Source organism: Paenibacillus kribbensis (assembly GCF_002240415.1).
GTDB lineage: Bacteria > Bacillota > Bacilli > Paenibacillales > Paenibacillaceae > Paenibacillus > Paenibacillus kribbensis.
This window is the reverse complement of record NZ_CP020028.1, coordinates 4,478,002-4,498,699: the sequence shown is the minus strand read 5'-3', so window position 1 is coordinate 4,498,699 and position 20,698 is coordinate 4,478,002. Positions and strand designations below refer to the sequence as shown.

The window sequence follows — 20,698 nt, the reverse complement described above, 5'->3', positions numbered from 1 at the left end:
CTGGGGATGAAGGTGAAGTTGACAAACACGCGAACGAACCTGATCGATTGGCAGATTAAGGGACAGGGACACGTGGAGGATAACGTCCAGGGTCTTTTGCTGAGGTCGGGGCCACAGAAAATTGTGATGGCTATGTCTGGGACAATGTCTAGGGATTTTAGTTTTGAAGCGGATGTTATGATCGTGGACACACATGCAGATGCTGCGCTGGTATTCCGTTCCAGTGAGGATGGACACTCCTCCTATATGCTCCAGATCGCGCCGGGTGCCGGATTGTTGCGATTGCGGGATGCTGCCGGAGACACCGGAAGACTGAAAGAGGAGCACCGGGTAGATGTAGTGAAAGGAAACATTTATCATCTCAAGGTGAGCATGGAAGGATATCATCTTAAGGTGTATTGGAATGGGGGCTATAGTCCGATTATTGATGTGGTCGATACGACGTATACATCAGGATATTTGGGACTGAATGTTTGGAATGGATCGGCGTTATTTCAGAACATTCAGGTCAGTGATATGAATACCAATGTAGGCGAACCGCTTCTGATCCGTGGAAAATGGCAGCCTGACCTGCGGGGGCAGAGGGCCGAGGGAGCAAGCACAGAGGGAAGCACAGGGGGGAGTATAGAGGGTGCGTTGAAAATATATGGCTCTGCAGCTGCAGACCTGGTGCTGGAAGGGAGTGTGACCCTGGATCCTGCTGAACCGGGAATCGAAGCAGGATTATTTTTCAGAGGAAGCCAAGACGGGAAAGATGGATATGTTGCTTCTGTGCAGGGTGAAGGGAATCAGATTCGCGTGCAGTTGAAAAAGGCAGACGGAACGTTGATTACAAGCTCGGCACAGACGTATCTGGCTTCGTCGGGCGGTAGACACAGTTTGGAAATCAACGCACATGGAGAGCGGATTCGCGTGTTTATAGATGGCTATACTCCTGCGGCGATTGACATCGTGGATAACAGCTATGCCAGCGGTTTTACAGGCATGAAGGTGACTGGGGGGACGGCTTGTTTTCAGGATATCTACCTCACCCCCGCCCTGGATCACTATACAGAAAAGTATCGGCCGCAGTATCATTATTCCCCTGCCAGAGGTTCGGCAAGCGATCCGAATGGATTGGTTTATTTTGAAGGAGAGTACCACCTGTTCCATCAGGATGGAGGACAATGGGCGCATGCGGTCAGCCCCGATTTATTGGATTGGAAAGGGCTCCCGTTCGCATTGGAGTGGAATGATCTTGGACATATCTGGTCAGGATCGGCTGTAGCAGACCTGACCAATGTCTCTGGCTTATTCGGCGATTATGGTGGAAAAGGGCTGATCGTTTATTATACTTCCTTCAATCCAGATCAGCCGAGGGGGAACCAGAGGATTGGCCTTGCCTACAGCACGGACCGGGGGCGCACATGGCAATACTCGATAGACCGTCCCATTGTGATCGAGAATCCGGGCAAAAGGGAAGACGATCCCGGCAATTGGGATTTTCGTGATCCGAAGGTGGTATGGGACGAAACCTATCAGCGCTGGATCATGGTCGTGTCGGGAGGCGATCATATCCAGTTTTTTACCTCCACGAATCTGATCGATTGGGGATGGACGGATAATTTCGGTTATGGCGATTATATACGTGGCGGGGTATGGGAATGCCCGGATCTATTTCGGTTTCCGGTTAAAAACGAAGGTACCTATAAATGGGTACTCATGATTAGCACGGGAGCCAGTGCGAACACTCAGGGATCGGATGCAGAATATTTTATCGGTCAGCTGACGCCTGAGGGGAAATTCCAAAATGATCTTCCGCCGGGGAATGTGTTGAAAACCGATTGGGGCAAAGAATTCTATGCCTCCATGTCCTTCTCGAATGTACCCGATGGGCGGCGCATTATGCTGGCATGGATGACGAACTGGGACTACCCGTTCAGCTTTCCGACCTCTCCCTGGAAGGGGCAATTTACCATTCCAAGAGAGCTATCGCTAAAAACGACCACTGCGGGTATTCGTCTCATACAGCATCCCGTATCTGAGTTAAAATCGCTGCGTTCTCCTTTATTTTCGCTGGAGAACCACAGTGTTAACGAATCATCTCTGAATATACTGGAGGGCTTGAAGGCAAGTGCTTATGAAATCGAGGCAGAGTTCGAGTTGCCTTCCGCTGGAGCGGCTATAGAATTGGGGTTCCACCTGAGGAGCGGCGGAGATCAAAGAACAGTCGTCGGCTATACTACAGGATTGCAGCAGATGTTCGTGAACCGTGCCGATTCAGGGCTTACTGATTTCTCCAGTCTGTTTACGACGCTTCATAAAGCGCCGCTTGCATCCAGCGGCAACCGAATCCGCATGAGAATATTCGTGGACGAATCCTCAGTTGAGGTGTTTGGAAATAACGGAGAAGTCGTATTTTCGGAGATTATTTTCCCGGATTCGGCGCGAAGAGGGATGAGCTTGTACACCCAGGGCGGTGAGGTCAAAGTCGTTTCTCTCCATGTATATGCTTTACAAAACAGCTGGAGATTGCCAGCTGCTTCGTTCGCCAGAGTGATCATGGATCACGCATATGTGGAGCTTGCGAGGGGGCAGTCGAAGCGTATGTACGCGAGTGTGGAGGGTGAGTCTGGAATAAAAGAAAGCGAGCTGATTTGGGCTTCCAGTAATCCTGGAATTGTGAAGATCACCGCGTCTGGAGATGGGAGTGCACTAATGGAAGCGGTTTCGCCGGGAGAAGCAGTTATCACGGCTTTCGACCCTGAGGATAAGGTGGGCGGCAGTACCCTGGTGAAGGTGCACGGCGGGGTGTTTCATACCAACCTTACGGGCTGGAAGCCGGATGTTTCCGGTTCGCGGTGGATCGTGACAACGGACGGGGTTCGTGGAAGCTATACCATGGATGCAAACTACATGGCAAGCGAGCAAGCGAACGATTTCACGTATGAGGCAGATGTGAAGCTATCTGGGCATGGCAGTGCAGGCTCCATGCTTTTCCGCGCCAATGCTGACGGATCAAACGGCTATTATTTGAATCTGGACCCCAATATGAAATGCATCCGTTTGTTCTATAAAAAAGACGGCCGTTTCGAGGATCGGCAGGTGCTTGCCAAGGTTCCGAGGTTTGTCCTGCCGGATATGTTTTATCATATTAAAATCGTGGCGGAGGGCCTGCGCATTCGCGTTGACCTGGATGGCGAGCAAGCCATCGACCTGGAAGATGGAACGTTTACTGAGGGATATTTTGGTGTGAATGTATTTGGGGGGCAGGCTTTTTACCAAAATGTAAGGAATCAAAAAAATTAAATTTCCTATTTTGAGGATTTTGCAAAATCCTATTTTATCAGGAGAGCCGTGGTCGGACTCTCTTTTTTTACGGCTTAATGTCATTGAGAAAATGAAATGTAACCGCACACATGTGAAGGGGATGACATCTTACCTAACGCAGAAATTGACACATATGTGAAATGAGGACAAATGTCAGGATTTTTATGGAGAAGCGAATTGACTGGAATGGCCCCTGTCTCTAAGATGTAATTATATTCCAGGCTAAACAAGAGATTTGTGTAAGGGAATATAACGTGGAGAGGAGAGAATGAATGGACTCTTTAGCTGATCTCTCGGAGACCCCCTTAGCATTAGAAACCCTCAGACGACATCCCTGTTATAACGAAGAGGCGCATCGCTACTTTGCGCGCATTCATCTTCCGGTAGCTCCGGCCTGCAATATTCAGTGCCATTATTGCAACCGCAAATTCGATTGCGTCAATGAAAGCCGTCCCGGCGTGGTCAGTGAACTGCTCACGCCGGAGCAGGCGGCACGCAAGACCTATGGCGTAGCGGCACAGCTTATGCAGCTATCCGTCGTCGGCATTGCGGGACCTGGAGATCCGCTAGCCAATGCGGACGCAACCTTCGATACCTTCCGCCGGGTCCGTGAGACAGTTAAGGATGTCATTTTCTGTCTCAGTACGAATGGCCTTACCTTGATCAGGCATGTCGACAGGATTGTAGAGTTGGGCATTTCGCATGTCACGATCACGATCAATGCTGTAGATCCAGCCGTGGGGAGCCGCATTTATGGATGGGTCTACGATGAAGGAAAACGCTATGCGGGAGAGGAGGCCGCACGGTTGTTGATTCACCGCCAGCTGGCAGGCTTGAAGATGCTGGCTTCCAGAGGCGTTTTGTGCAAGGTGAACTCGGTGCTGATTCCCGAAGTCAACGATGCCCATCTGCCGGAGGTAGCCAGGGTGGTCAAGGAGCATGGCGCAGTGCTTCACAACATTATGCCGCTCATCATTGCTCCCGGCAGCCGGTATGAGCAGGAAGGGATGCGGGCACCCCGTCCCCGTCTGGTCCGGCAGCTGCAGGAGCAATGTGCGAACGCGGGAGCCGTCATTATGCGCCATTGCCGTCAGTGCAGGGCGGATGCGATCGGACTGCTGGGCGATGATCGCAATCAGGATTTTACATGGGAGAACATAGCGGCTGCTCCTCCCATGGATGAAGGGGCAAGGGCACAATTTCAGAAAGAACTGGATGAGAAGGTGAGAGTAAAAATGGAACGCAAGGAGGGACAATCGGGCCGTAAGCAATCGTCAACCGGGGCTGGCTGCAGCTGTCCGTTATCGGGAGATCAGCCTGAAGCAAGCTATGCCTCAAAGCCGGTCCTGATCGCCGTGGCCAGCCGTGGCGGAGGGAAGGTGAATCAGCATTTCGGCCGTGCCAAGGAGTTCATGATCTATGAAAGCGACGGGGCTATTGTACATTTCGTAGGCATTCGCAAGGTGCAATCCTACTGTCACGGGAAAGCCGATTGCAACGGGGACAAAGCTGAGACGATGAAGGAGATCCTTTCCATGGTGCATGACTGTGCATTGCTGCTGTCGTCCGGCATAGGCGAAGCCCCCAAAGAGGCACTGCAGGAAGCTGGCGTGCTGCCCATTGTATGTGGCGGAGATATTGAGGAATCCGTTTTGGAATACGTAAAATTTTTACGTTATATGTATCCTGTGCAGAGCAGTAAGGGAAGTAAGCATTCACCCATTGAACATTTTGGAGGCTGAGAAAATATGAGACAAATTGCGTTTTACGGCAAGGGCGGTATCGGCAAATCGACAACCTCGCAGAATACACTGGCTCAGCTCGCGACCAAATTCAAGCAAAAAATTATGATCGTTGGCTGTGATCCCAAGGCAGATTCCACCCGTCTTATTCTGAATACGAAGGCCCAGCAGACAGTACTGCATCTGGCGGCTGAAAGGGGCACGGTGGAGGATTTGGAGCTGGAGGATGTTGTCCAGAAGGGCTTCGGTGACATTCTGAATGTAGAATGCGGCGGGCCAGAGCCTGGTGTCGGCTGTGCAGGGCGCGGCATCATCACGGCCATTAATTTTCTGGAGGAAGAGGGGGCCTACGAAGGGCTGGATTTTGTGTCCTACGATGTACTGGGCGACGTCGTGTGCGGGGGCTTTGCCATGCCGATCCGGGAGAAGAAGGCTCAGGAAATCTACATTGTATGCTCAGGCGAGATGATGGCCATGTACGCTGCCAACAATATTGCGCGCGGGATACTGAAGTACGCCAACAGCGGTGGGGTGCGTTTGGGCGGCTTAATCTGCAACAGCCGGAATACAGACCGGGAAGCGGAATTGATTACAGAGCTTGCGAGAAGGCTGAACACGCAGATGATCCACTTTTTGCCGCGTGACAATGTTGTGCAGCACGCTGAGCTGCGGCGTATGACCGTTACTCAATACAACCCGGACCATAAGCAGGCTGCGGAGTATGAAGAGCTGGCAGGTAAAATTTTGAATAACGATATGCTGACGGTTCCCACTCCTATTTCCATGGAAGAGCTGGAGGAGCTATTGATGGAATTCGGCATTATTGAGGATGAAGAGACTGCAATGAACAAAGCCGAGGCGTCGGGACAGTAGACCACAGCCGGAAGGCTTAATGCCGGAATCATCGTGTGATTGATGGGGGAGCTGAACGCGCAGCTTGCAGGAGGGAGGAATAGGCCAAATGAGCAGTATTGTGGATAAGGGAAAGCAGATCGTAGAGGAGATATTGGAGGTATACCCCAAGAAGGCAAAGAAGGACCGGAGCAAGCATTTTGAGATCGCAGATGAGGAGCTTGTAAACTGCGGAACCTGTTCCATCAAGTCCAACATGAAATCACGGCCCGGCGTCATGACGGCGAGAGGCTGTGCCTTTGCAGGGTCCAAGGGTGTGGTATGGGGCCCGATTAAAGACATGGTGCACATTAGCCATGGTCCCATCGGCTGTGGACAATACAGCTGGGGCACCCGGCGCAATTATGCGAATGGGGTATTGGGGATCAACAATTTTACCGCCATGCAGATTACAAGCAACTTTCAGGAAAAGGATATTGTGTTCGGCGGAGATAAGAAGCTGGAGGTGATCTGCAGGGAAATTAAAGAGTTGTTCCCGCTGGTCAAAGGCATCTCCGTGCAATCCGAATGTCCGGTTGGACTGATTGGTGATGATATCGGGGCTGTAGCCAAGAAGATGACAGAGGAGCTGGGCATTCCGGTCATTCCTGTGCGCTGTGAGGGCTTTCGCGGGGTGAGTCAATCTCTGGGCCACCACATTGCCAATGATGCGATCCACGATTTTCTGATGGGTCGCCGGGAGCTGAAGGAGTGCGGGCCTTATGATGTTTCCATTATCGGGGACTACAATATCGGCGGTGATGCCTGGGCCTCGCGCATATTGCTGGAGGAAATGGGACTGCGGGTCATAGCGCAGTGGTCGGGTGACGGTACGATCAATGAGCTGGGGATTGCCCATAAATCCAAACTCAACCTGATCCATTGCCATCGTTCAATGAATTATATGTGCTCAACAATGGAGCAGGAATACGGAATTCCCTGGATGGAATATAACTTCTTTGGCCCGACCAAGACGGTGGAGAGCCTAAGGGCGATTGCCGCCCGTTTTGACGAGACGATTCAGGAAAAATGTGAGCAGGTCATCGCCCGATATATGCCGCAGATGGAGGCGGTTATCCGTAAATACCGTCCCCGTCTGGAGGGGAAAAAGGTGATGCTTCTGATTGGCGGGCTGCGGGCAAGGCATACCATCGGTGCCTATGAGGATCTGGGCATGGAAATTGTGGCTACAGGCTATGAATTTGCCCATAAGGATGATTACGAAAAGACGTATCCCGATGTAAAGGAAGGCACCATTCTGTACGATGATCCAACGGCCTATGAGCTGGAGGAATTGGCCCAGCGGCTGAATATTGACCTGATGGGTGCCGGAGTCAAAGAGAAATATGTGTATCACAAAATGGGCATTCCCTTCCGTCAAATGCACTCCTGGGATTACAGCGGGCCTTATCATGGCTTTGACGGCTTCAAGATTTTTGCACGTGATATGGATATGACCATCAACAGCCCAGTATGGAGCCTGCTGCCGTCCCGGCAGACTGTGGAGGTGTCGGTATGAGCGAGCGCCTGAATATTGTCGATCACAATCAGCTGTTTCGGCAGGAAAAGTATGTGCGCCAGCGTGAGGGGAAACGAGCCTTCGAAGCCCCTTGCTCGCCTGAGGAGGTTACTTCCACCCTGGAGTACACCAAGACCAAGGAATACAAGGACAAGAATTTTGCTCGTACAGCTGTAGTCGTGAATCCGGCCAAGGCTTGTCAGCCGCTGGGAGCGGTCATGGCTGCGCTGGGCTTCGAGAAAACACTCCCGTTCATTCATGGCTCACAGGGCTGTACGGCCTATTTCCGCAGCCATCTTGCCCGCCACTTCAAGGAGCCTGTTCCTGCCGTATCCACCTCGATGACCGAGGATGCCGCCGTATTCGGCGGCATGCGCAACCTGATTGACGGGATGGAGAACTGCATTGCCTTGTATCAGCCGCAGATGATTGCGGTATGCACGACCTGTATGGCAGAGGTGATCGGGGATGATCTGTCTGCCTTCCTGGCCAATGCCCGTCAGGAGGGAGCCCTTCCCGAGGATATGCCGGTTCCTTTTGCCAATACCCCCAGCTTCTCCGGTTCACATATTACAGGCTATGATGCCATGCTGCGCTCTGTGCTGGAGACCCTGTATAACAAGTCAGGCCGGACGCCGCAGCCTGGACACGAATTGAAGCTGAATGTACTGCTCGGGTTTGACGGGTATACGGGCAATTTTGCAGAAATGCGGCGCATACTGGGATTGTTTGGTGTACCGTATACCATTCTGGGTGACCACAGCAGCAATTTTGATTCAGGCGCTACCGGAGAGTACAGCTACTATTATGGGGGAACGCCGCTTGAGGATGTGCCCAAGGCTGCAGATGCTGCTGGTACGTTGGCGATTCAACAGCACTCTCTTCGCAAAACATTAGGTTATATGAAGCGAACCTGGGGGCAGCAGGTATCCTCTGTCTCCACGCCGCTGGGCATCCACGCTACAGATCGCTTGCTTGAAGAGATCAGCCGTCTGTCCGGAAGAGAAATTCCCGAGGCATTAAAGCAGGAGCGCGCCCGAATTCTGGATGCCATGATGGATTCGCATGCATATCTGCACGGCAAACGCGTGGCTATGGCGGGAGACCCGGATATGCTCATCGGCCTGATTGGCTTTTGTCTGGAGCTGGGCATGGAGCCGGTGCATATTGTCTGCTCCAATGGGGACCGGAAATTTGAGAAGGAAGCAGAGCTTCTGCTGAAGTCCAGCCCCTACGGTGCAGAAGCAACGGTGCATTGCGGCCAGGATTTGTGGCATATGCGTTCGCTGCTGTTCGAGGACCCGGTGGACCTGGCTATTGGCAGCTCCCATCTGAAGTTTGCGGCCAAAGAGGCGAAAATTCCTTTGCTCCGTGTGGGCTTCCCGATCTTCGACAGGCATCATATGCATCGTTATCCGATTATCGGCTACCAGGGTGCGCTGAATCTGCTTACCCAATTCGTAAATACCGTACTGGATGTCATGGAGGAGCAGGCTCCGGATCACAGCTTTGATCTGGTGCGCTAATTGCTGTAACGCGTACATGCATGTTGGCAGCTTGGCTTGTGATTTCAATGGATTCTATCTGAAATAAGGGGGTTGTACGGATGGAGGCGGCTGTGCCTAGCGGAAGGCTGGAAATATCCTGCGGCAACAAAATTCCCAAAAGCACGCCCTGTCCCCGGCCTGTGCCGGGGGAGGCTTCGGGTGGCTGCTCTTTTGACGGGGCCCAGATTACACTGATTCCCATTGCAGATGCGGCTCATCTGGTGCACGGGCCGATGGCGTGTCTCGGCAACAGCTGGGAGAGCAGAGGCAGCCTGTCTAGCGGTCCGGAGTTGTCGGCGTACGGCTTCACTACTGATCTTGGAGAACAGGACATCATTTTTGGCGGTGAACAGAAGCTGCATGAATCGATTCACTACATTGTCAGCCGTTTTGCACCTCCGGCTGTGTTCGTCTATACAACTTGTGTCACAGCTCTCACTGGTGAAGATATCGAGGGGGTCTGCAAGGCTGAATCCGAGCGGCTGGGAACGCCGATCATTCCGGTGAACAGTCCGGGGTTTGTGGGCAGCAAGAATCTCGGGACCCGGCTGGCCGGAGATGTGCTGTTCCAGCATATTATCGGCACCACCGAGCCGGAACAGACAACCTCCCATGATGTCAATCTCATCGGGGAATACAATATTGCGGGTGAGATGTGGTATATCGAGCGGCTGATGCAGCAGACGGGAATGAGTATCCTGTCCCGAATTACCGGGGACGGCCGGTTCCGCGAGATAGGCTGGGCGCACCGTGCCAAGGCCAATATGGTCGTATGCAGCCGGGCTTTGCTGGGCCTGGCAGTCCAAATGGAGCGCAAATACGGTATTCCTTATTTTGAAGGTTCATTTTACGGGGCAAAGGAAACGAGTTATTCCTTGCGGCAGATGGCTTATCTGACCGGAGATCGAGATGTGGAGCGACGGGTGGATAAGCTGGCCGCACGGGAGGAAATGAGGCTTTCACTGGAGCTGGAGCCTTACCGCAAGCAGCTGAAAGGAAAACGGGCAGTGCTCTATACCGGAGGTGTGAAGAGCTGGTCTGTCATTACGGCTTTGCAGGAGCTGGGCATTAAGGTGGTGGGTGTAGGCACGAACAAGAGCACTGCCGAGGATGTATCCCGGATTGCTGCCCGGATCGGGGATGATGCGGAATACATCCCGGAAGGCGGCGCCCGGCAGATTCTCAAGACCGTACGGAGCCGCAAAGCAGACATGGTCATTGCCGGGGGGCGTAACATGTATATGGCGCTTAAGGAGCAGATTCCTTTTGTGGACATCAATCAGGAGCGGCACAAGGCCTATGCGGGCTATGACGGGCTGCTGTCCCTGGCCAAACAGCTTGTGCATACGCTGCAGCATCCGGTATGGGAGCTGACCGCCAAATTGGCTCCATGGGAGGAGGAGACGGAATTTGCCGATTAAATCCGCCACGAAGCCTGTCAGTGTCAACCCGCTCAAGGTAGGACAGCCTTTGGGCGGCGTGCTGGCTCTGCAGGGGATATATCGCTCCATGCCTTTGCTGCACGGAGCTCAGGGCTGCTCGGCCTTTTCCAAGGCGTTGCTGACCCGCCATTTTCGAGAGCCGATCGCCGTTCAGACCTCTGCGCTGCAAGAGATGGACGTTATATTTGACGCAGACCGGAATCTGGAGGAGGCCCTGGATCATATCTGGTCCAAGCACCATCCTGATGTCATCGGCGTTATCAGTACGGCCCTCACCGAGGTGGCAGGCGTTGATTTTCAATCCAGGGTAAAGGCGTTCAAGCGAGAACGGGCATTAAAGGACAATCTGCTGTTTTCTGTATCGCTGCCTGATTTTCAAGGTTCCCTGGAGACGGGCTACAGCAGCACAGTAGAGTCGCTAATGGATGCCATACTCGTGTCGGCCGGAGGCAAGTCCCCCAAAAAACAGCGCCGGACGCAGGTCAATCTGCTGCCGGCTTCTTATCTGACAGCCGGAGACGTCATGGAAATCAAGGATATGATCGCCTCCTTCGGCCTGGAGGTGATTACGCTCCCCGATATTTCCACTTCCTTGTCCGGTCACCTGCTGACAGGCTTTTCCCCTTTAACAAGAGGGGGAACTCCGCTGGATTCAGCCTGCCAGATGCTGGAGTCTTCCTGCACCATTGCCATTGGCGCGAGCATGGAGCGTCCGGCGCGCAGACTGGCTCATGCCGCAGGCATTCCCTACCACTTGTTCGCTGGTCTGTCTGGTTTGGCTGCGAGCGATGCGTTCATACATTTTCTGCAGAAGATCAGTCGCGAGCCGGCTCCCGTCCGCTTTCGCTGGCAGCGTGAAAATCTGTTGGACAGCATGCTGGATGCCCATTTCTATTTTTCCGGCGCTTCGGCTGTAGTGGCGCTTGAACCGGATCATATGTTGTCGACCGCAGCCTGGCTAGAGGAGATGGGAGTGGAACTGAAGCGGCTCATTGCACCCTGCAGCACGCCCGCGCTGCAAAAGACAGAACGGGAAGTCTGGATCGGTGATCTGGATGATGCAGAGGAGAGCGCGCAGGGCGTGGATTTATGGATCAGCAATTCGCATGGAAGAAAGGGAGCGGCACGGGCCGGTGCCTCCTTCGTATCGGCAGGCTTGCCGGTGTATGACGAACTGGGTGCGCACACATCCGTAAGCGTCGGATACCGAGGGAGCATGGAGTGGGTGAACAAGGTGGGCAATGTATTGCTTGCCGAGAGGGGGAAGGGAGGATGAAGGTTGCATTTGCGACGGAAGACGGGGTACTTGTGAATGCTCATTTTGGGCAGAGTCCCATGTTCACTGTGTTCGAAATCCGGCTCTCAGGTGTTCAGTTCCTGGAGCATCGGCGGATAGCCCCAGGGAGCGATGAGCACGAAGCGGGCAAGATTGCCAGCCGAATTGGCCTGATCGAGGACTGTGCCCTGATCTTCCTGGTACAGATCGGCGCTTCGGCTGCCGCACAGGTTACCAAGCGGACCATTATGCCTGTGAAGGTAGCCTATGGCAGCTCCATTGAGGAGCAGGTCCAGCGTCTCCAGCATATGCTGGCACGCAATCCGCCCATGTGGCTTGCCAAAATCCTGCATGCTGAGGAAGGCAGCAGCAAAACCGAAGCATGAGCATGCTGTAAGGAAGAACAGTGATATAGGGGTGTAAAGCATGTGCAACAAATATCAAAAAGGCGGGAGTCGTACATGGAGGGGGTGGACGAATGGTACAGCTGCTGGAGGACAGCAGATACGAACGCCAGCTGAAGCTGCTGGGCATGGAAGGTCAGAACAGACTCAAGCAGGCCACTGTCATGGTCGCAGGCATCGGAGGCTTGGGAGGGACAGCGGCCATGTACCTGGCCGCTGCCGGAGTGGGCAAGCTGATATTGGCCCATGAGGGCGTAATTCATCTGCCTGATATGAACCGACAGGTGCTGATGGACAGCGGACGAATCGGTGAGGAGCGGATGGAGACAGCATTGCAGCATTTGCATCGTATCAATCCGGAGACCGAGCTTGAGGGCCACGCCCACAGAATTACGGAAGAATCCTCCGGACCATGGGTGGAAGCGGCAGATCTCGTGATTGATGCACGCTATGACTTTCCGGAAAGATATACGCTGAACAGGCTATGTGTTCGCTATGACAGACCGATGATAGAAGCCGCCATGTACGGCTATGAAGTATCGTTGATGACCATTGTTCCCGGCAGGACGGCATGCCTGGAATGTCTCTACCCGGAAGGAGGACAGCCTTGGGAGCCTCTGGGATTTCCTGTTCTGGGAGCCACCTCCGGCTTGATTGGCTGCATGGCCGCACTGGAAGCGGTCAAATGGATTACAGCTGCGGGTAATCTGTTCACTGACCGCATGTACCGTATGAATGTGCTGGATATGAGCAGCTACAGCATAGCGGTCAAGCGCAATCCGCGTTGTCCGTGCTGTGGAACAGGAGGGGATACAGATGAGTCGGTTGCGCGTTTGTGATACAACGCTTCGTGACGGAGAACAGGCTCCGGGGGTTGCCTTTTCGGCCGAGGAGAAGACTGAAATCGCGGTTATGCTGGATCTGGCAGGGGTGGAGCAGGCTGAGATCGGAATTCCGGCAATGGGGAAGGCAGAGTGCAGGTCTATTGCCAGGATTGCTGCTCTCGGACTTCAGATGAAGCTAATGACCTGGAATCGCGCAGTGTTCTCGGATATTGATGCAGCGGAATCGACGGGTGTCGGCTGGGCCCATATTTCGGTTCCCGTATCGACGGTACAGATAAAGGCCAAGCTGGGTATGACTTCTGCACAGGTGACGGAGCTGATCCGCAGGTCTGTCGATTACGGTTTGTGTAAAGGATTGACTGTCTCCGTAGGCTTTGAGGATGCTTCAAGGGCAGATGGCCTGTTCCTGGAGCAGCTGACGAATCAGCTCTATAGGGATGGCGTTCGGCGGTTCAGATATGCTGATACGCTGTCTGTTCACCATCCCGCTGCCATAGCTGCCCGTATAAACAGGCTTGTAGCGCGCGTGCCGCAGGATGTGGAGCTTGAGATCCACTGCCATAATGATTATGGTCTGGCGCTTGCCAATACTCTGGCAGCTTTGCAGGCGGGAGCTGTCTGGGCCAGCACCACCGTTTCGGGTCTTGGGGAAAGGGCAGGCAATACGGCGCTGGAGGAGGTCGTGATGTCGTGGAAAGACTTGTATCAAGGAACCTGTAGCGTCCGTCCCGAACTGCTGAACCCGCTGGCTGCACTGGTGTCCAAAGCCTCCAACCGAATCATTCCCGAAGGCAAGCCAATTGTGGGAGACATGGTATTCGTCCATGAATCCGGCATACATATCAATGGTCTGCTGAAGGAGCGCGCCGCCTATCAGGCCCTCGATCCGACCGAACTGGGCACTGACCATTCATTCGTGCTCGGCAAGCATTCGGGCAGAAGTGCAGTTCAATATATGCTGGAGCAGGAGGGGATCAAGGCAGGCCCCGATGAGATCAAATTCCTGCTGGAGCGGCTTCGCCTGGTCGGTGAAGACCCCAAGCGGGTCATCCGCAGCACGGACTTAAAGCACTGGCTGCAGCATTATCCGGCAGAGCTGTCAAAATAACCAAAAAAGCGTTCCTGTACGGTAAGTGTGACCGTGACTGGAACGCTTTCTTTTATATAAACCTCCACGCCAATGAAGGTTTATTCGTTCTGCTGTTTTTTACATATCTTTTAGGGCTGCAACCGAAGTCTCCAACTTACTGGTTAAACGAAGTCGTTCAGAGGGGTATAATACAATACAGTGCTGTATAAAGTGCGCATAGATAGTTTTACGGCAGGTTCGATTTATATGATGATTGGATGCTGATCTGGAAGGACGGCTGTCTGGCAATTGGAGGAATGCTTGTGGGGATGATGTTCTCTTTTCTAAAAAAATATCGGGTTCCGGCCATTGCAGCGCTCGTGATGATGCTGCTGGAACTGACGGTGGAGTTATCGCAGCCGTATTTGATCTCCAAAATCATTGATGAAGGAATCCGTCAGCAGGATTTGTCCATTGTCTGGTTCTGGGGCGGTGTGTTGGTAGGGAGTGCAGTTGTCGCCTTTATGGCAGGTATTTCCAGCTCCTTTTTTGCCTCACATGCAAGTCAGGGCTTTGGCTATGACCTGCGGGAAAAGCTGTACCGCAAGGTCCAGGCCTTTTCCTATCCGGTGTTCAAGCGTTTTGCCACCTCATCGCTGATTACGCGTTTGACGGGGGATGTTACGCAAGTACAGGATACGGTGTTTATGAGCCTGCGGTTTATGACACGGGTGCCGCTGGTGGTCATCGGCAGTATTGTGATGGCGTTGGTCGTACATTTCAGGCTCGGCCTGCTGCTGGCGGTTATGGCTCCGGTGCTGTTTGTATTTGTGCTGGTGATGATGCGGCGAACGGTCAGTTTGTTCAAGGACGTTCAGCGTCGTCTGGATGATGTTAACGGGGTGATTCAGGAGAATCTGACCGGAATTCGGCTGATTCGGGTGTTTGTGCGGATGCGGCATGAAATCGAGCGTTTTGCCCATTATGGAGGCGAATTGATGAAAGGGACGGTATCTGCTCTACGCTGGACGGAAACGACGATGCCGTTCATTTTGTTTACGATGAATGTGGGAATTATCGCGGTGCTTTGGTTCGGAAGAGGGCAAATTTCCACAGGGGATGCGAGTGTAGGGCAGGTGGTCGCAGTCGTCAATTATTCCTTGCGGACGATTGGGGCCTTGTCTGCCTTGTCCGGTATCGTGGTCGTGTTTTCCCGGGCGACCGCATCTACGGGACGGATTCGAGAGGTGCTGGAAACACAACATGAAGAACATGGAGAGGCAGCGTCTACTCCAACAAATAACACGCGAATTGAAGGGCAGGTAGAATTGGAGCGGGTGAGCTTTCATTATCCGGGCAGCGATTTGGCTGTACTGAAGGATATTTCTTTTAAGGCTGGGTCGGGTGAGCGTATAGCGATCATGGGGGCTACGGGCTCGGGCAAATCCTCGCTTGTGCAGCTGATTACACGTCTGTATGAGGAAGATGCCGGTCATGTGCGCTTTGATGGAAAGGACGCGCATGAGCTGGACGCTTCCATACTGCGTGAGGCCATCGGCTATGTACCGCAGGAGGTGCTGTTATTCACCGGCTCGATTCGGGACAATATCGCTTGGGGGCTGGAGAATGCCAGCCTGGAGCAGATTCAGGAGGCCGCCCGGATGGCGCAAATTCATGATACGATTGAACGCCTGCCACAAGGCTATGACACCTTGCTCGGGCAGCGTGGCGTCAATCTGTCCGGCGGTCAGAAGCAGCGGCTATCCATTGCCCGCGCACTGGTGCGCCATCCGGCGGTGCTTATTCTGGACGATAGCACGAGTGCGCTGGATGTGCGGACAGAGGCAGCCCTGCTGAAAGCGCTGGATGGCCTGTCCTGCACGACATTTCTCATTACGCAGAAGATCAGCTCGACTGCATCGGCGGATCAGATTTTACTGCTGGATGAGGGTCGTCTGATCGGGAGCGGGAGTCATGAGCATCTGCTGAATAGCTCAGAACTGTATCGCCGCATCTATGAATCACAATATGGAAAGGAGGAGCCGCATGCTCAAGAAACTCATTGAGCCATTCCGTCAGCCAACACCATCGTCCGGTGTGCTGCGTAATCCGGCAGGAGCCGAAGGACGCAGCAAGGCCAAAGCGAAGAACTGGTCCGGCACGTTAGGCCGGATATGGGCTTATCTGGCCCGCCGCAAGGCCAAGCTGATGCTGGTGCTGTTTATGGTCATGCTCAGCTCCGGGCTGGCTCTGCTAGGTCCATATTTGGTCGGCGTAGCGGTGGATGATTTTCTCGAAGGTCCGGGTGGAAGAACGTGGATTTATTTTCTTATTGGATTAGGGGCTGTATTTCTGCTTAATTCGCTGACCTCCTGGCTGCAAAACATCTGGATGATTGAAATCGCCCAAGAGACCGTTTACCGGATGCGGTTTGATCTGTTTTCGCATTTGCATAGGCTGCCGATTCCTTTTTACGGCAAACGTCAACAGGGAGAAATCATGAGCCGTCTGACCAATGATATCGAAAGTGTCAGCTCTACACTGAACAGCTCGGCTATTCAAATTTTTTCGAGCATCTTGACGCTGGTCGGTACGCTTGCAGTTATGCTGTGGTTAAGTCCTTTGATGACACTATTGACCTTTATTGTAGTGCCGCTAATGGCGGCCGGGATGCGCTGGATTACACGCCGTACCGGGCCTTTATACAAGGAACGCCAGCAGAACCTGGGCGAACTGAACGGTTATATTGAAGAAACGTTGTCCGGGCAGCAGATTATTAAAGCATTTTCGCAGGAAAAGAGGGTTATCCACGGTTTTGGTGAGCGGAATGATCGCATTCGTCTGTCGGGGTTCTGGGCACAAACCATTTCCGGCTTTATCCCCAAGCTGATGAACGGACTGAATAATCTCAGCTTTGCCATGGTAGCGGGGATCGGCGGGATTTTGGCCATTCACGGCTCGATTACCATAGGTACGATTATCGTATTCGTAGAGTATGCCCGCCAGTTCACGAGACCGCTGAACGATTTGGCGAACCAGTGGAACACGCTGTTGTCTGCCATTGCCGGAGCTGAGCGTGTATTCGAGATATTGGACGAGGATGAAGAGTCCAAGGACGAGCAAGGGGCGATAGCTCTGAAGCATGTAAAAGGGGCTGTACGGTTTGCCGATGTTTCCTTCGCTTATGATGAAGGGAGCGATACGTTGGAAGGCATTTCGTTTGAAGCCCAGCCCGGTGAAATGATCGCATTGGTCGGTCCAACCGGGGCTGGAAAAACAACGCTGATTCAGCTGCTTTCCAGGTTCTACACTCCCGACAAGGGAACGATTACGCTGGACGGGCGCGACATTACGACCATACAGCGTGAAAGCTTGCGCTCCCATATGGCGTTTGTACTGCAGGATTCCTTCCTGTTTCAGGGAACCATCCGTGAAAATATCCGCTTCGGCAGGCTGGATGCCACCGATGAGGAGATTGAGCAGGCATCCAGGCTGGCGAATGCTCATTCCTTTATCATGCGGATGAAGGACGGATACGATAAGGTGTTGGAGGCTAACGGCAGCGGCATCAGCCAAGGACAAAAACAGCTGCTGGCGATCGCGCGCGCTATTTTGGCCAACCCTTCAATTCTTGTCCTCGACGAGGCAACCAGCAGCATCGACACCATTACCGAGCTGAAAATACAGGAAGGGCTGGAACGGCTCATGCAGGGTCGCACAAGTTTCGTTATCGCGCATCGGCTGAATACCATTCGTCAGGCTGACCGGATTCTGGTCTTGAAGGATGGTCGTCTGGAGGAGCAGGGCTCTCATGATGCATTGCTGGCCCATAAAGGCTTTTACAGCGATTTATATGAGGGTCAGTTGAAAAAGCAAAGCACTTAAGCTGGCTCTCGATAGGCAGTTTGGCCTTGTGTTTGCTGTCACGGCCTCCGTCGGGGTAGGCTACGTCTAAGATGGAGTCGTCCAGCCGATGAATAGCGTCATTGACGACATGAACGAGGTGGTTAGGTGGGATGTTTTAAAACAACGGGGGTGTCCCAGCAGCCATTTTATGGCTTTTGGGACACCCCCAAACCGACACAATATATCTTTTAATAGTTTCAAAAAAGTATTGCCTTATTATACAGATTCAGTAACCGGGCTGTTTAAGGGACTGGATTTTTCAAACTCAGTCGCTGCCGGAATCATCTCCACTTGTTTGTCGGGATGAAACTCCTTTTCCGATTTGGCGACGATGACGGTAGCGACTCCGTTACCAATCAGATTGGTGATGGCGCGTGCTTCCGACATGAAGCGGTCCACACCGAGCAGCAGCGCCATTCCCGCCAGCGGAATGGAAGGGAAGGCCGCGAGTGTGGCTGCCAGCGTGATAAATCCAGAGCCCGTGACGCCTGCTGCTCCTTTCGAGGTCAGCATGAGAATGCCGAGCAGTGTCAGCTGCTGCCATAGAGTCATATCGACACCAGAGGCCTGAGCCACGAATATGGCGGCCATGGACAAATAGATCGCCGTACCATCCAGGTTAAACGAATAGCCCGTCGGAATAACCAGACCGACCACTGACTTGGAGCAGCCGTATTTCTCCATTTTGTCCATCATACGTGGCAGGGCAGATTCGGATGATGAAGTACCGAGTACAAGCAAAATTTCTTCTTTGATATAAGCAATAAACTTGAAAATACTGAACCCGTACATGCGAGCAATCAGACCGAGTACAATGATAACAAATAAAGCCATGGTCAGGTAAACGGAGCCCATCAGCTTGCCGAGAGAGGTCAATGACCCGATGCCGAATTTGCCAATGGTATAGGACATGGCACCAAATGCGGCGATTGGTGATAATTTCATGACCATATTGACGATGCCAAAGAAGGCGTGCGACAGCTTGTCGAACAGGACAATGACGGGTTTGGCTTGCTCTCCCATGGCCGTCAGTGACAGCCCGAAGAGAATGGCAAAGAGCAGGATAGGCAGCAGCTCTCCACCTGCCATAGCGCTGACTACATTTTCAGGAATAATGCCGACGATGAAATCAACGAATCCATGACTTGATTCCGCTGCTTTTTGAGCATATTGAGATACGTCTCCGGTAGCCTTGCTCACATCAATGCCAGCTCCCGGTCTTACGAGGTTAACCACAAGCAGACCAATAGCCAGCGCAATCGTGGTAACGATTTCAAAATAAAGAAGCGCCTTTCCGCCGATACGACCGACCTTTTTCATGTCCCCCATACTGGCAATGCCGTGCACAACCGTAAAAAATACAATGGGTGCGATGACCATCTTGATGAGCTTGATAAAAGAGTCTCCGAGCACTTTGAGCTTTTCACCTGTTGTAGGAAAAAAGTGGCCCAGTAGAATGCCCAGAACAATAGCGATAACGACCTGAACCGTCAAGTTTTTAAAATTAATTCTCAGTTTCATAGGGATACGCTCTCGCTTTCCTTTGATTTTTGAAAACGCTTTATTTTTTGTATCCCCAGTGTAAAAGCTACGATCTTGGCAAACAAGAATACGGTCATAACGTTCTTTTTGGTCTTTAAGGTCCCTGAATCATATTCATCAGATCCGACCCGATGACAGGGATGAACTCCGGATAGAGTGCGCGCAGACGTTTCCTCCAAAGCATACGCTCATCCTCGGACAGACGGGTAATAGTAATATCTCCGGCCTGTTGCAGCTGGCTAAGCCGATTGGCATTTTCATTTGTTTCCCGTTTGTTCCAGCGTGTCGTTTCCTCAAGTGCCTCCTGCAGCACCAGCTTGGCATCACTTGGGAGGCTATCCCAATAGGATTTGTTAAATACGACGGCATACCCCAGATAGCTGTGATTGCTGATGGTCATATATCGTTGCACCTGGTAAAACCGTTTGGTAAGGATGTTGGATATTGTGTTCTCCTGTCCATCTGCTGTGCCCGTCTCCAGGTTGTGGTATATTTCATTGAAAGGAGTACTAATGGTCGATGCCCCAAGTGCTTCAAACTGACGCTCCAACACCTTGCTTGGCTGAATACGGAATTTCAAGCCCACAAAGTCTGCGGGCTGGCTAATGGGATGGGTGTTGTTAGTGATCTGTCGAAAGCCGTTGGACCAGAAAGCGACGCCTTTCATTCCATGGGGTTCAAGTGTTTGCGATAGCCGCTTGCCCAATTGCCCGTTCAGTGCCTGATCGACCCCAGCTTGATTCTCGAAGGCAAATGGAAGATCCATCACCAGCCAGGCCGGATCAATCGCATTCAAATTGGAAAATGAAGGCGCGATCATCTGGATTTCTCCCCGTTGAAGTGCAGCCACTTCGGTGGATTCTGAGTAGCGCATTCCATTAGGGAACACCTGAATCTCAATCCGGTCATGGGATTTTTCTTTAACAAGCTGGGCAAAACGAGCGGCAGCCAGCCCTTTGGGCGAGTTCTCAGCCACGACGTGGCTGAATTTGATCACGATCCTTTCCTTCAGACCAGTAAATTCATCATCATAAGGGAGCTCTTCACCAAAATTTTTTTGAAAACCGATCACATAAGCCGTTAGAATGCCCAGTATGAGCAAAACGGAGAATCCAACAGCTCTTTTCACAAATTAACCCCCTCTGTTGCTATTTTAGACCCATTATTCCACAATGATATTCAAAGGTAAACGCTTTAATAGGGAAG

14 protein-coding genes are annotated in these 20,698 nt (G+C 52.5%); 12 read left to right on the top strand and 2 right to left on the bottom strand.

Features of this window, described 5'->3' with window-relative positions; translation table 11 throughout:
* Positions 1–6: 6 nt before the first annotated feature.
* The 12 genes from B4V02_RS20055 (at position 7) to B4V02_RS20000 (ending at position 17,929) form a co-directional block, all read left to right on the top strand.
* Positions 7–3,288: a glycoside hydrolase family 32 protein gene (locus B4V02_RS20055; RefSeq protein ID WP_094156122.1), complete on the top strand. Its 3,282-nt coding sequence runs from the start codon at positions 7–9 to the stop codon at positions 3,286–3,288.
* Positions 3,289–3,581: 293 nt separating this feature from the next.
* Entirely contained in the window at positions 3,582–5,051 is a 1,470-nt protein-coding gene (gene nifB, locus B4V02_RS20050; protein ID WP_094156121.1) for a nitrogenase cofactor biosynthesis protein NifB, read from the top strand.
* 6 nt (positions 5,052–5,057) lie between these two features.
* Complete coding sequence (gene nifH / locus B4V02_RS20045; protein ID WP_007429042.1) at positions 5,058–5,924, top strand: nitrogenase iron protein; 867 nt, start codon at positions 5,058–5,060, stop codon at positions 5,922–5,924.
* 88 nt (positions 5,925–6,012) lie between these two features.
* A complete protein-coding gene (gene nifD, locus B4V02_RS20040; RefSeq protein WP_094156120.1) occupies positions 6,013–7,461 on the top strand; it encodes a nitrogenase molybdenum-iron protein alpha chain in 1,449 nt (482 codons plus the stop codon).
* Complete coding sequence (nifK, locus tag B4V02_RS20035; RefSeq protein ID WP_094156119.1) at positions 7,458–8,987, top strand: nitrogenase molybdenum-iron protein subunit beta; 1,530 nt, start codon at positions 7,458–7,460, stop codon at positions 8,985–8,987. The genes nifD and nifK overlap by 4 nt, the downstream gene beginning before the upstream one ends.
* Before the next feature lie 80 nt (positions 8,988–9,067).
* Entirely contained in the window at positions 9,068–10,429 is a 1,362-nt protein-coding gene (gene nifE, locus B4V02_RS20030; RefSeq protein ID WP_094156118.1) for a nitrogenase iron-molybdenum cofactor biosynthesis protein NifE, read from the top strand.
* Positions 10,419–11,726: a nitrogenase iron-molybdenum cofactor biosynthesis protein NifN gene (gene nifN, locus B4V02_RS20025; RefSeq protein ID WP_094156117.1), complete on the top strand. Its 1,308-nt coding sequence runs from the start codon at positions 10,419–10,421 to the stop codon at positions 11,724–11,726. Before nifE ends, nifN begins: the two co-directional genes overlap by 11 nt.
* Positions 11,723–12,112 (top strand): NifB/NifX family molybdenum-iron cluster-binding protein, encoded by a 390-nt coding sequence (locus B4V02_RS20020; RefSeq protein WP_007429047.1) that lies wholly within the window; start codon positions 11,723–11,725, stop codon positions 12,110–12,112. The genes nifN and B4V02_RS20020 overlap by 4 nt, the downstream gene beginning before the upstream one ends.
* A 92-nt stretch (positions 12,113–12,204) precedes the next feature.
* Entirely contained in the window at positions 12,205–12,969 is a 765-nt protein-coding gene (locus tag B4V02_RS20015) for a HesA/MoeB/ThiF family protein (RefSeq protein ID WP_094156116.1), read from the top strand.
* The gene (locus B4V02_RS20010; protein WP_094156115.1) at positions 12,947–14,083 is read left to right on the top strand and encodes a homocitrate synthase/isopropylmalate synthase family protein; all 1,137 of its coding nucleotides are present in this window, start codon (positions 12,947–12,949) and stop codon (positions 14,081–14,083) included. The genes B4V02_RS20015 and B4V02_RS20010 overlap by 23 nt, the downstream gene beginning before the upstream one ends.
* 290 nt (positions 14,084–14,373) lie before the next feature.
* A complete protein-coding gene (locus B4V02_RS20005; protein ID WP_094157048.1) occupies positions 14,374–16,110 on the top strand; it encodes an ABC transporter ATP-binding protein in 1,737 nt (578 codons plus the stop codon).
* The gene (locus tag B4V02_RS20000) at positions 16,091–17,929 is read left to right on the top strand and encodes an ABC transporter ATP-binding protein (protein WP_094156114.1); all 1,839 of its coding nucleotides are present in this window, start codon (positions 16,091–16,093) and stop codon (positions 17,927–17,929) included. The genes B4V02_RS20005 and B4V02_RS20000 overlap by 20 nt, the downstream gene beginning before the upstream one ends.
* Positions 17,930–18,166: 237 nt before the next feature.
* Here B4V02_RS20000 and B4V02_RS19995 read toward each other — a convergent pair whose 3' ends face one another.
* Together B4V02_RS19995 and B4V02_RS19990 are read right to left on the bottom strand one after the other, a co-directional pair.
* A complete protein-coding gene (locus tag B4V02_RS19995; RefSeq protein WP_094156113.1) occupies positions 18,167–19,471 on the bottom strand; it encodes a dicarboxylate/amino acid:cation symporter in 1,305 nt (434 codons plus the stop codon).
* A gap of 115 nt (positions 19,472–19,586) precedes the next feature.
* Complete coding sequence (locus B4V02_RS19990) at positions 19,587–20,621, bottom strand: DctP family TRAP transporter solute-binding subunit (protein WP_094156112.1); 1,035 nt, start codon at positions 20,619–20,621, stop codon at positions 19,587–19,589.
* Between the last annotated feature and the right edge of the window lie 77 nt (positions 20,622–20,698).